This window comes from Wolbachia endosymbiont of Oryzaephilus surinamensis (assembly GCF_025617515.1).
GTDB lineage: Bacteria > Pseudomonadota > Alphaproteobacteria > Rickettsiales > Anaplasmataceae > Wolbachia.
In genome coordinates, this window is the sequence record NZ_CP092526.1 from 632,401 (window position 1) to 645,473 (window position 13,073).

Genomic DNA, 13,073 nt, shown 5'->3' on the forward strand with positions numbered 1-13,073 from the left:
TTATACGGAATAATCAGTAGGCTATTTTTTCTAACTCCAATTGATTTCTCCTGTGTAAGGAATAATAATTGTTATTTCGTCGATTGAACTAGTACCAGCTGCTTTGAGCTTCCAATCGCTATCAAGCTTAATAGAAGATTTGTCTATATTGATCTTGTACGACTTTGGATCCCAATTACAGCTATTTACTGTTATTTTCATATTAGGAGCCTGTGGTGTAGGAAAAACATAAATGCTATCGCCAATTTCTGGGTTCTTAACGTAAGTAGGAAAGATCTCAGCAGATGGTTTAAATGTTAATTCATCGTATTTTTGCTTAAATTTCTCCCAGGTATCAGGATAAGCTACACTGAGATTTAAAAGCAACATTTCAGATATGCGTTTGAGTGTAGAAAGGTTCTGTACATCTTGTCTGAATCCTTTTCCTCCATCAAATGCTGTATAATCAACATGTATTATCACATCAGAGATAGTACTAACATTAAACCTATTAGTTCCTTGAGGAAGATTTAATTCCCAATCAGAAACCACTCCTGTACCTTCAAAAGGCAAATAACGTTCATCGTTAAAGTTAAGTTCAAATAATCCACTATCTTGATCTCCTTTTGATATCGCTATTTGCTGGTTCGGTTTAAAATCTGTTCTTAGGACATTACTGTCTGGTTGATTAATACCTTTTTCCCCTAACAAGAACTTTATTGCATTAATATCATCTTTAAGTACTACCTTATTACTTGTTTGCTGCAAGCTGGCATGAATATTTTCATAAGGACCAACTACTGCAGGAACAGTAATTCTTATGTTCTTTATCTTACGACAATAATGACCAGGAAAGTCTAGATCAAACAATTTTTCTGTAAAACTAAACTTACAACTGCCTTTATTTTTAAGTTCATGAAGTGCCAAAGGATCCATTTGTTTTAAAGAAATTACTTTAGTGATTTCAAGAGCTCTTTTATTATCATTGTTATAGTTCTTTATCATTTCTTCAAGTTGAAACTTTAAGTTGTTTCCAGCAAGGAGTCCTTCTTTCATACTATTCCAAGAGTTAGCTGTGATATATGACTTATTATTGTTAAGTTCATATTGATAAGCTTTTTCTGCTTGCACAGCAACTTCCAATGCCATTTTATAAGCTTGAAAGTACACACGTGCTATCTGTCCCCTCATCCAATTATACAACTCCCGATTAGTAAACTTACTTCTAAAGAACTCTTCTTTTTCCTTAATTTGTTCTATTGATTTTTTATGGACTTTAAGATCTTGTATAGCATTCTCTTGATAAATTTTATTTGCTTCTATTTGATAGTTAATCTGCTCTGTATCGTAAGAAGCCATAGCCTTTTGCAACTCCCAATCTTCAGCACGTCTTCTGTAGTTCTCCGTAGTATAAGCTATTTGTGCTTTTTCATTTAAAATCATTGCTGCTGATTCAGCTATATTCGCTCCTACTTCGATAGCATTACCTGGTTGAAAAGCTCCTACGGCAAGACCGTAGACTGTAGGTATCAAGTGTGCAGCAGCAGCAACTCCTCTGGTAACCGCAACCCCTGTTCTTACATCAATCGCTGTGCTAGAGAGTGCTATTGCTTCTTTTTCGCCAGCTGACAAATCATTGATAATTAGTCTTTCATAGTGTGATTGACGATTCTTAGCATTTAGTAGACTTTCATTCAGTCCATCTTTCTCCTTTTTTAAAGCTTCTATAATTTTTTCTTTAATTGATGTAATGAGATTAGCCATTATTCCTTCTTGTTTGTTGTAAAGGACAGCTAGTGTCTCAGTATCTTTTTTCTCAAGTGCACTTAATAACTCGTTACCAAATTGAATTACAGTTTCCACTATTGATTTAGCATAAGAAATCATGTAACTAAATCGGTAATGTGGTATAGACTGATCAGGTATTTTGATATTATTACCACTACTAGTTTCAGCAACTCTTTGATTGGGATCTATTGGTGAGTCAAACAAAGGTAATACTGAACTTTTTCCAGTCCTATCTAAACAATGTCTTATTTTATAAAGCTCGTCTTCAATTCTATTCCATAAGTCGATAAACTCTTTATTTGGAGGCGTGCAGAAATAATCATCATATTTTGTAATATTAATAATTTCATTAATGGATCGTCTTTTATAAGGTATTTGTATATTTTGAGCACTAGCTGGTAATTTTGCTTCCATTTGAGCTATACTTAAGCCTTTTAATTCTTTAAAGCTTTTAGCAATAGTTTCATGTTTACCATTTTTAATGGGTTTAGGTCCAAGTAAATCCCAAGCTCTAATATATATCATAGTAGCTTGATTTAATCCTTCCCATGATCCTTTAGCAAAGAGCATATTCCCCCAGTCAATTAGATTGTCTACATAAGAAATTATGATGTACTTTTTAAATGATTCTATATTTTGCTTTGCAATAATATATGGATCATATGGATCTATTTCTAACTCCGTTTTTGTCTGAGAGTCTTTTAAATAATCTATAATGTTTTTCCCTTGAATAAAAGGTAAAAACTGCCACGGCTGTTCGGTGTTATTAGGATCTAGAATATATTGATACCACTTCTGTGCTATAGAAAAATCTTGTTCTTGATTTAAATGCCAAGCAATCAGTGTTGGTATGTGATAGAATATTTCCCACAGGTAAATACCATAAGCACCATTAAAATCTAGAGTATTGCCTGGTGGATGACTCACTTTTGCGCTTGGCTCAAATCTGTTAAATTTAAGTTGTTCAAACTTTTGTGAATCTAAAGTTAAAACCCTCTTAGGATTACCTAAATAAGCTTTTTTACGTAATTCACGGACATTACCAGTAATATTTAATCTCACAAATGTAAATGAGACATCTTCTATTGGCATCTTTGGAGCCGGACTGTTATATTTACATTCTAATTTCTTTTGATCAATAATTTCATAGGTTGATTTTTCACTAATTCTACTCAAGTCATATGCCTTATTGGTAAACAATAGAAATGACTCATGGACGTTTTCACCTTTAAGATTTCCTTCAATAATGAACCATCCTGGTTTGTTCATTACTTGCTGAGCTAGAGAGATTTTAAAATCCCCAAGCAGTTTTGTTCCACCTTGAATAAAATTCTCTTTACTATCACTTTGATTGGTAGCATTACTTTTAAAAATATTTTTGTTCAATCCCAGAAAAAGTTGATCTTTTTTATCCTTATCTATAGCACAGGAGTAGCGCTCTCCTTCTAAAGAAAAATCAGCAAATTTCCCATTCCTATTTTCGACAGTTAGATCCTCATCTAGGGTAAATAAATTGAAAGTTTCATCCTCTTTCATTTCACCCATTAAAATTATAATACGTCCCTCTTCTCCTTCTTTCTCTCTTAGATAAAAAGCTGCCACTTTTTTCCAGTGTAATTTATTTTTTTCCTCAGCTTTATCTATTTTAATACTACTTGCTAACTCATGTGGTGCTGACCAACTGCCACTTGGTTTCTGAAAGATATAATTGATTGTTGCATAAATTTTATCAGATAAATCATCTTGCTTGCCCTTTTCACTTTCTTTCTTCGTAACTTGTTGTAACCAAAAAATAAATAGTCTATTGAATGCATAAATTGGCGTTACAGTTTCTGCTGGAATTGCTGACTCAATTTTTTCCCAGGCAGTCCAATAGACAAATTTTTCGTTATCTTTATCGAAGACTGCTGTGCGGTAGTAATAGTTGTATGGCTGGGCAATTGTCCGTCCTATAATATACAGAGTATCTTTTTTTGCTCCAAAAATTTTATCCTCTACTTCTTCAAAATAACTATCTACTATTTTTAAAGTTGAAACTCCTTCGAAATCTTCAAAATACTTGAGGTATCCATTGCTTACTGCTTCATCTGTAATATTTCCTTGCATTAAGGTGTTTTGTAGTGTTTTATATTCTGGGCTTATTATCTTCTGTAAAGTAGGATTTAAATAATTTTCAGGATATAAGTTTATCTTACTGATTGCTTCCCATTCTCGATAACTCGATAGCCATTTCCATTTCTCCTCATTTAGCTCTTTATCAATAGTGACATCTTTTTCTAAGCCCATTATAGAGCGGTGGATATATAGTTGCACACTGTTTAGTGCTGCTTTTAAAGGTGATATCTTTGAGCAATCACTCATTTCAACATCTATCAATAAATGCGAATATAATTCTCGCATATCTTTAAGCTTGAGTATGTGTACTAAATATCTTGCTAGAATATCACGTTTTTGCTCGGCTAAATATTTTTTCACTCTTTCTTTAACTTCGTCATTTTCTGATAATTCTAAGTTACCTAGAGTATCGTTATATTTTCTCCAATCATTTTCACTATCTGCTTTTAAAGTATATAAATCTCTTAATTCTAACAAGGCTACGTCATTAATTCCAGATTCGGTTACTACATCCATAACAAGCTTAATTTTTGTTAAAGATTCTATAGAGTTTTTTTCTTTAGTGAAATTTTCTTTAAATACTTCTATCTCCTTTATCTTTTTCAACGTATTCCTGTTCCAGTTAGTGAGTGATTCTATCTTCTCTATAACTTCACTTTCTTTATAGTCTGTTCCACGTAACCAATCTGTATACTTTGAAAAGGTAATATCGTTATTAGAAAATTGATCTGTTAGAACCTTATAGCTTACGATAGTTTTAATCTGTTCTAATGACCAATTTGAAACTATCCCATAAAAGTCACCATGTTTTGTAATATTATTTACGTCTTCTGCTGATAATTTTAAGGCTTTAAATATAGCAATATTTTGTAGGAGTGGTTTTACTGGTACCTTAGATCCTTTATACTTTTTAGTAAATTCATAAATAGCATTGAATAGATCTGTTTGTACTTCTACATATTTAGATATTATGTTATAAAGAAGTTCTTCTCTTGAAAGCTCTGATGATTGAGATTGACTTTCTATTTCTTCCTCTATTTTACTTACTTGTTCTTGAAAAGAAACAGAAGGATTTAGCAGATCATTTAGTTGTGTAATAGTGATTGAGTACTTTTTCAACCAGTCGTTTAATTCAATTACGTGTTCTATATTTGTAAAATTTAGTTCAGTAATTTGTAATTGTGATAAAAATTTAATAAGCTCCAATATTGGTATGCCTACTACTTTTGCTAATGAAACTTGCTTATATATTCTGAAAAACCTCAAGTTTCCGGAAGATTTAGACTTATCTTTAGTATCATTATAATTAACTAAACAGGACAACTCATTACCATCAATTTTTAAAATATCTTGTAATGTGCTGCTGATTTTGACATTAGCATCTATTATGTCCTGAAACTGTTGATAGTCTTTTTTTAACAGCTCTCGAAATTCTTCGGGAACTTTATTAGTAACAAAAAAATCAACTGAGGAATAACAAAGTTCGGATATTTTGTTCAAAGGTTGTTTTAATTTATTTTGCAGATTCTTAACTGCTGCTATTAACTTTATAGTATCAGCATTAATTTCATTTTTATCGATAATTAACAAAATTTGGCCTAACTCAGTAAATGACCAATCAAGTTGTACTGCCAGACGAATAAAACGGTGTAAAAATCCCAACGCATTATTATCAATATTATTGATAGTTTTATCTTTAATTGTTAGTTTTGCCGAATCAGCAAGTTTTTTAATTTTGTTATAACTATCAAGCAATAACTCTAATTCATCATAACTTATATTAGCTTTAGCAATAAATAAATCAACTTTTGCTAGTCCTTCTAAATTATCAACTCCATATACTTCTTTTAAATGAGATTCTGTTTTCTCTGTAGAAATGATAAGCTTCTGGTGAAAGATGTAAGGATTCTGCAGTTGTGTCAGCATCTTTTATTAGTATTTTATACATCTCTGCTAAACTTATGTCATGCTCCTTAAGATAAGCACGTATACCAATTAAGGGAAAGTTAGCTGGTAAATTAAATGGATACTTAGCTGTTGCTAATTTTTGTAGTATGTTTCCTTTTGATTCTTTTTTGAGCTTCTCCTCCATTATCTGATTAGCAACTTCCAGATATAGTTTTTCCTTATTAGTATTATCACAGTCTAATTTAATATTCTCCAAATCAGGACGTCGTGAATTCAGTGTGTTGGGTTTAATGTATTTTTCAACAGTTTCCATAAGCTTAACGAAATAAGCTGCTGGGCTTAAAACTGACTGGCAGTCATCGCATTCAGAATAAACATTTTCTGTTCCAAATGTATTTTCAACTATTTTTGTCATATTGTTCTCCTTACAAATTTTGTATAATTTTTTTACACTGAGCTGCTGTATCATGGTCAATATTGCAGACACGTAATGCTCGGTAGTGTGGTTCGTTTATATCTCTTGCATTTTTAATATAATGGGAAACAAATTCTCTTCTGTTTAAGGCCCTTTGATAGATATCTTTTGCTTCTTCCACTGAAATTGTGTTTTTTACCTTATCAATAAAGGTATTCTCAGACAAATCCGCGATTTTAAATGCTGAGTCGTATTCTAACTCACCACCTTCATTTTTAAAGCTCAGTAGTTTATTAGCTATTTCTCCTTTGATTCCCATCTTCTCTAAGCGGATTTGAGAATCATTAGTTGTGTTTTCGTTAGTCATTTTTTCCTCTCCATAGTTGTTGGGCTTTTTAATAAAATTCATTTATAAAGAAGAGTATTCTCTCCTGCTTAGAGCTTTCCGATAAATCTCTTTAGCTTCTTGCTCTGTGATTTTGTCTTTTACTCTTTTGACAAAGACATCCTCACATAATTTTAAATGCTGAGTCATATAAATACTCATCATTTTCGTTTTGAAAGCTGAGTAACTTCTCAGCTTCTTCAACTTTTATTCCTATTTTCTCTAATCGAACTAGAGAGTCATTAATTGTGTTTCCTTTTGCCATAATTTCCTCTATATTTTTTAGCTGTTGTTTAACTTGTTAACAAAAAATCTATTAATAAATTTATCTTTACTTATCCACCAAAATGTGCTCTCTGCTCTTTCTTGAATAAAGAGAATCCCATTCTAAATGCCTTCACATCAAAAATAATACCTCTAGTATTGAAAAGTTCGATTGCTTTGCTTATATTCTTTTTTTCCTGATCTCTTCGATCTTTTTTCTTATCACCTTCGGAAGATTGTTTACTCTCTTCTGAGATAAAAGCATCGAACAGCTTTCTACTGAATTGTTTTCGTATTCTTTTAATCATTGCAATATTTTTTTTGTACAAAGTCTTTTTGTTTTTTGTATTACTAAAATCAAAATTAATTTTGTGTAACATGTCATTATTAATTAACATTTTTTGAACATTATCAAAAGTTTTACCAAATTTACTATTATTATATTGAGGCGGTTCATCCTGAGTATGAGCAATCATTGTTACCATTCGTTTATAATCTTCGTCTGATACGTCTTCATGTTTTTGTTCAATCTTTGCTTGAATTACGTGAGCTGCATGCAGCCCATTTGTCGCACTTACATCTTGATGTGAACTTGCACCACCACTAATGAAAGATTTTCTTATAATTTGTACAGGATCAACATTATTCGGATGCTCTGCCATTCCCTTTTCGTAAGCCTTGATCGCAATAGCTTGCAAAAAGCTACTAAGGCGAATAAACCTTATAAATCGGGCTTCCACATGGGATTCCAGGGAGTGTATTCGCTTGTCATTATTATTATCTGAACTTTGTGAATCATCAACACGTTTTCCAAGCATTTTTCTTGGCATTTTTCCCATTAGATCGGTATAGATGATTGGATTACCCTTAACAAACCGGTAAAGATTGAGTCCATCAACAGTCCCCGCTGGATCTGGATTTATCCACCTTAGAAGCCATGGTGCGTAATAACGTGCACCGTAGTAATAGAGACCTGTGCTGTTATCCCTTTCTTTTCCTGAATATCTATATTCTTTTTCATTTACCTCACGGACAGTTCTTCCAGCAATTAACGCTGTGCCACCAAACGGCAGACATTCCTCATAAGTGATGATTTCAGCATTATCGTTTAACTCTAATGCCACTGAATCTAAATGATTACTCAGCTGATAACGACTTTGACTATTTTTAGTTTCTTCGGAGCTTCCTTTAGTATAATAGTGATGTAGAGCTACTCTACTTTTATCATCCATTATATGAACAGTGTATTTCTCTTTCCTTAAATCATTCTCTTGATAAGTTCTCGTAACTTCAATATCGCCAAAGTAAATTTTGTCTACTTTAGTAGAATGAGCTTGATTATTCTGATAGGTTTCAGTAACTTTTCGAACCCTTTGTCCACTACTATCATAAACATAATATTCACTATCATTTTTACCATTAGGCCTTGTTATAATATCAACATAGGCGATGTTATCTCGGTAATTCCAGTGCAAATCCTGCGAGCCACTCAGCTTTAGTAAATTACCTCTTTCATCATAACTTGCATCTATGTTATTTTCATTGACAGGTCTTTCATCTACTACCTGTAAACTACGATTGGACTTACTTGATATATAAAATTCTTTAGTGGAACTATTTTTTCCGTTATGCCTAATTTTCGTAATGTTACTGCCATAATCAAAGTCATAATACTCAGTGTAATTACTGATCGCATTTTGGTTGTTTAAATGTGGAATTTGCGTAATAATTTCTTCCTTTCCACTTAGTGCTGGATGTTCTTTTCCTGTTGCTTGAATGAGACGATAAAGCGAATCATAGTGATAATCAGACTTAGTATCTATACTTTTGTTATTTGGAAAAATAGTCTTATAAGACTCATCTTCCATTGTAGTAATGTTTCTTACTATTACCCACAAATATAAATGGACATAAAAATAAAGTATTACAACATTAAAGTTTGCAAACATTGAGGGTAAAAAATGGCAAACAGGAATAATGAATGGGCTGAAAATGAATTTGGAGATGCTGTACTTGGAGATAAAAGGTTAACTGACCGATTAGTAAATATTGCTGATAGTTTTACAAGTTTACCTGAAAGCTCAATCAATCAGGCGTGTGGAAGTTGGTCAGAAGCAAAAGCAGCATATCGTTTTTTTCAAAATGAGAACGTGAAAGAAGGCGATATTCTAGCTTCACACGTTGCTAAAACAGTTGAAAGAACAAAAGCCCATAAAAAAATTTTTGTGATCCAAGATACAAGTTATATTTCATACACAGACCATGAAAAAACAAGTGGATTGGGAGTTATTACAAGAAAACATAGTCAAGGTATTATAATGCATACAGCTCTAGCTGTTAGTATAGAAGGTTTGGTACTAGGGATACTAGATCAAAAAATTTATTCAAGACCTGAAGAATCTGAAAACATAAAAAAAAAGAACAATGACAGTATCCGCATTGAAGATAAAGAGAGTATAAAATGGTTAGAAACTTTAAGCAACACAAACAACATTATTGATTCAACTCAAACTGAGACTATAACTATATGCGATAGAGAAGCAGATATATATGAGTTTTTTGAGCTTGCATATAATCTTAATTCGGCAGTGTTAGTTAGAGCTTCCAAAGATAGGGCAGTAAATAGAAAATCTCGATATCCTGAAAAAGGTGAGCAGAAGTTATGGGAATTTATTAAATCCTCTCATTGTGCAGGTACGGTAAAAGTTGAAGTTCCTGCAAAAGATAATAAGCCAAAAAGAACAGCACATTTGGAAGTTAGATTCGGAAAGTTTATTATGCATCCATCTAAGAATAGTATTAGGCATAAGACAGAAGAATTACTTAAATTACCACACTATGCAGTTTACGTTGTTGAAAAAGACTTTCCTTCTGAAACAAATCCGCTAGAGTGGATGCTTTTAACAAATCTTCCAGTCAATACCTTTGATGAAGCTGTTGAAAAAGTTAGGTGGTATTGTCTTAGATGGAAAATAGAAATATTACATAAAATTTTAAAATCTGGTCTCAAAGTTGAAGAATGTAGGCTTGGAACAGCAGAAAGGTTGATGCGATATTTAACAGTAATGAGTATTATTGCTTGGAGAATTTTCTTTATTACAACAATTGCAAGAACTGATCCAACATTACCGTGTACTACCTTATTAGCCGAAGAAGAATGGAAAGTTCTATATGTAAAAATACATAGAAAACCATGTTCAAATGCAACTCCTACTATAAAAGAAGCTGTTTCATGGATTGCTCAACTTGGAGGACATTTGGCTAGAAAAAATGATCTAGAACCAGGCCCCATTACTATTTGGAAAGGATGGAGACGTCTCTTTGATCTAGCAGAAGGATGGCGACTTGCTCACGAACTTTATATTTGTGGGTAATAGTAAGAACCTGGATGGTGATGGGAGACTTCAATAGAACTCCGGCACAACTTAGATCAGATCTCCCTAGTGCTAATAATGGTAGGTTTATCGATATAATGAATTCAGGGCAGAACACACGATCATCAGGTGAGTTAGATTATAGCATTGTGGGTGGTCCAGCAATCCATCGAACTGATACCATTGCAATAGTAGCACAATTACTACAGATGCAGGTGCCAAACCCCTCAGATCATAAACCTGTTAGATTTAATTAATCTCTAAATATAATACAATGGTTGAGATTGTTCATCAACTTAGTGAGTCATCGATTTATTTATATAAAATTTATAGGATTTAGGCCATCATGAAAAAATATTTGAAGTATATAAAAACGTTACAACTGGCAAAGGGTATTTTGGCAGGTTCGATTTTTCTTATATATTCGTCATATGCATTAGCTTCAGATAATAAGCTTTATTTTTTGACTGGTAAGGTTGATACGATAGAAAGTGATAGTAGTGATTGCTCGGTATCAGTAGTCAGTCAAGGACTAAAGTCATGGATGTATACTGATAAAAAAAATATTTGCGATTTTTTACAGAATGCTAAAGATTTTGATCAAAAGGTTAACTTCGAATACACTCTAGGAAATGGCTACGAAAGCATAAAAGTTAGAAATAAGCTCAAAGGGGTGAGCTTTGCGGGTAAGCAATCAATTTGGTTTACCAATGAAACTTTGCCTAGTACTGGAAGAATATACGGTTTGAGTGGAATGGTTGAAAATGTTTATATTAACAATAATGATTCTTGTTACATTGCAATAGCCGAAACCAGTAAAGGAAAACGCCAAAAAAGCCCTGTTGATAGGAGGTTTAATTTAACTGAAGATGAAAAAATATGTAGGCTTGCAGAAGATGCTTTTTATCTAGGCCTAGATGTTGAGCTAGGTTCTTATGTGGAGAAAGGTTACTCTAGGGTCTACAATTTAAAATTAACAAATGTATGTAGGGGCGGTTAATCTTCATAACAAGGTCTAATTCCATTACTGTAAAAACAAAATGTGGCCTCAAGGAATGCTGCCACCTACCCACTCTGAAAAGTTATTATCTTCTCATGCTCTCAACCAAGCAATAACAATTTATATTATCTCTATAGAATAATATTTAATACTGCATTTTCCACCCTTATATATACGAACCTAAAAGCTCAATCAGTTGTTCGGAACTTTCAGTATATAAAATAGAGAAGAGAACCTTGCTTAAAAACGGTTCCTCTTCTCTATATGTTCTTGCATTGCCATTCTATAACATTTATAAAGACTTGTTTTAACATATAAGGATAGGTCAAACCAATATTGAATATGATGTTTGCCTCTGGATTGGATTGTGTTGATTATCAACTAGAGCAAGTAATAGATGATAAATATATGCGAATACAATCACAATTGAAAGTTGTATCAGCTGAGATGGATGATATAACACCTCAAAATATTAAATGTTTGCAGCAAGAAGCAAAGGCAATGATAGAAAGTCATCAAAGAGTGATTGATGTGCTATCAAAATAATATAAGTTTATGAAAAAGCTTTTTTTCTGATGAGAGAGTTATAAAATTCAAAGCTTTTTTGAAAAAGATAGAATTTTAAAAAATAATTTGGACGTTTTTTTTACCAATCTTGTATATATATAACATAAAAGCGCGTTTTCACGCAAATAAATCATATGGAATCCACTTCACAAAAGTCTACTATTGAGGCCACAAAGCTTGAGCTGCCAAAAGGCGGAGGAGCGATAAAAGGAATCAGTGAAGCTTTTGAGGCTAACTCATTCACTGGTACTGGATCTTTCTCAATACCAATTGCGCTACCAACTTGTCGTAATTTCTCACTTTCTTTAAGCGTTAATTACAGTTCTGGAAGTGGTAACGGAGTATTTGGTATAGGGTTTAATGTTTCAGTAGCAAGTATTATCAGAAAAACATCCAAAAAAATTCCAACTTATGATGATGAAGATATTTTTGTCCTAAGTGGAGCAGATGACTTGGTTGCGATTAATCAAACAAGTAATAGCAAATATGATATTACTTATTATCAGCCACGTGTTGAAGGATTATTTGCTAAAATAGAGCGTTTAATAAGTAAAAGTGATAGCACTATTCATTGGCAAGTTACTAGTAAAGATGGCAGCATTGCTATTTATGGTAAGAATGAACAAGCGCAAATCTACGATACGAATAACAAACAGCATATAGCAGAATGGTTACTTGAGGAATTAAGCGATGTATATGGAAATAAAATATTTTATCATTATCGCTCAAGTACAGAAAAACAAGGTAGTGGCAGAGTAATTGATCGGATTACTTATGGCCATAATGAAGAATTAAACTATAATCACTTTGAAGTTTTATTTGATTATGGCGAAAATGACTTTGCCAGTCCTATAGATAAAAAATATAGCGAAGAAAGAAATACAGTTCTCCGTCAAGATTCGTTTACTTCACACATTACAGGGTTTGCAATAAGAACTGAACTCTTATGCCGAGCGATAAGGATTTACCATCGATTTGACGAACTGGGTAAAGAGCCAAAGCTAGTAAATGGAACGTACTTTGATTACGACGAAAAACCAACAATTACCTATTTAAGAGCTGTAAAAGAAGTTGGCTATCATGAGAGAGGAGAAAAAAGATTTAGCAAATCAACACCAACTTTAGTTTTTTCTCATACCAGCGATGATTCTACCTACATTGCAACAGTTTCATCTGTCGGACTTAAAGATGGCAACAAACCGTCTAAAGATCTTCTACAGATTCTCAGAGAACAAGACTATATATTTAAAAAGATAGTGCAGAGATTGTAGCAGAAAA

9 protein-coding genes and 1 pseudogene are annotated in these 13,073 nt (G+C 32.7%); 5 read left to right on the forward strand and 5 right to left on the reverse strand.

Going from position 1 to position 13,073, the window contains the following annotated elements; translation table 11 throughout:
- Positions 1–30: 30 nt before the first annotated feature.
- From MJ631_RS02745 to MJ631_RS02765, 5 genes are all read right to left on the reverse strand, one after another.
- Complete coding sequence (locus MJ631_RS02745) at positions 31–5,808, reverse strand: Tc toxin subunit A-related protein (protein ID WP_262986614.1); 5,778 nt, start codon at positions 5,806–5,808, stop codon at positions 31–33.
- Positions 5,711–6,205 carry a Tc toxin subunit A gene (locus MJ631_RS02750; RefSeq protein ID WP_262986615.1) on the reverse strand — a complete coding sequence of 165 codons (495 nt, stop codon included), beginning with the start codon at positions 6,203–6,205 and terminating at the stop codon, positions 5,711–5,713. The genes MJ631_RS02745 and MJ631_RS02750 overlap by 98 nt, the downstream gene beginning before the upstream one ends.
- A 10-nt stretch (positions 6,206–6,215) precedes the next feature.
- Positions 6,216–6,572 carry a hypothetical protein gene (locus MJ631_RS02755; RefSeq protein WP_262986616.1) on the reverse strand — a complete coding sequence of 119 codons (357 nt, stop codon included), beginning with the start codon at positions 6,570–6,572 and terminating at the stop codon, positions 6,216–6,218.
- Between the two features lie 142 nt (positions 6,573–6,714).
- Positions 6,715–6,855: a hypothetical protein gene (locus tag MJ631_RS02760; protein WP_262986617.1), complete on the reverse strand. Its 141-nt coding sequence runs from the start codon at positions 6,853–6,855 to the stop codon at positions 6,715–6,717.
- A 70-nt stretch (positions 6,856–6,925) separates the two neighbouring features.
- Positions 6,926–8,752 (reverse strand): RHS repeat domain-containing protein, encoded by a 1,827-nt coding sequence (locus tag MJ631_RS02765; protein WP_262986618.1) that lies wholly within the window; start codon positions 8,750–8,752, stop codon positions 6,926–6,928.
- Positions 8,753–8,815: 63 nt separating this feature from the next.
- Between MJ631_RS02765 and MJ631_RS02770 the strand changes: the two genes are divergently transcribed.
- The 5 genes and pseudogenes from MJ631_RS02770 (at position 8,816) to MJ631_RS02790 (ending at position 13,066) form a co-directional block, all read left to right on the forward strand.
- Positions 8,816–10,228, forward strand: coding sequence for an IS4-like element ISWosp2 family transposase (locus MJ631_RS02770; protein WP_214303148.1), 1,413 nt, complete (start codon positions 8,816–8,818; stop codon positions 10,226–10,228).
- On the forward strand, positions 10,219–10,485 hold the full coding sequence (locus tag MJ631_RS02775) for an exonuclease/endonuclease/phosphatase family protein (protein ID WP_262986619.1): 267 nt from the start codon (positions 10,219–10,221) through the stop codon (positions 10,483–10,485). Before MJ631_RS02770 ends, MJ631_RS02775 begins: the two co-directional genes overlap by 10 nt.
- Positions 10,486–10,574: 89 nt before the next feature.
- The gene (locus MJ631_RS02780) at positions 10,575–11,228 is read left to right on the forward strand and encodes a hypothetical protein (protein ID WP_262986620.1); all 654 of its coding nucleotides are present in this window, start codon (positions 10,575–10,577) and stop codon (positions 11,226–11,228) included.
- Between the two features lie 324 nt (positions 11,229–11,552).
- Positions 11,553–11,774 (forward strand): annotated as a pseudogene (locus tag MJ631_RS02785) (patatin-like phospholipase family protein); the annotation flags it as partial.
- A 155-nt stretch (positions 11,775–11,929) separates the two neighbouring features.
- Positions 11,930–13,066, forward strand: a complete 1,137-nt coding sequence (locus tag MJ631_RS02790) for a SpvB/TcaC N-terminal domain-containing protein (RefSeq protein ID WP_262986622.1) — start codon at positions 11,930–11,932, stop codon at positions 13,064–13,066.
- Positions 13,067–13,073 lie beyond the last annotated feature (7 nt).

Bases quoted from the DNA above. Each gene is read 5' to 3' on its own strand.
- MJ631_RS02760 (WP_262986617.1), bottom strand. From the start codon at position 6,855: ATGGCAAAAGGAAACACAATTAATGACTCTCTAGTTCGATTAGAGAAA.
- MJ631_RS02745 (WP_262986614.1), bottom strand. From the start codon at position 5,808: ATGCTGACACAACTGCAGAATCCTTACATCTTTCACCAGAAGCTTATC.
- MJ631_RS02790 (WP_262986622.1), top strand. From the start codon at position 11,930: ATGGAATCCACTTCACAAAAGTCTACTATTGAGGCCACAAAGCTTGAG.
- MJ631_RS02750 (WP_262986615.1), bottom strand. From the start codon at position 6,205: ATGACAAAAATAGTTGAAAATACATTTGGAACAGAAAATGTTTATTCT.
- MJ631_RS02755 (WP_262986616.1), bottom strand. From the start codon at position 6,572: ATGACTAACGAAAACACAACTAATGATTCTCAAATCCGCTTAGAGAAG.
- MJ631_RS02780 (WP_262986620.1), top strand. From the start codon at position 10,575: ATGAAAAAATATTTGAAGTATATAAAAACGTTACAACTGGCAAAGGGT.
- MJ631_RS02770 (WP_214303148.1), top strand. From the start codon at position 8,816: ATGGCAAACAGGAATAATGAATGGGCTGAAAATGAATTTGGAGATGCT.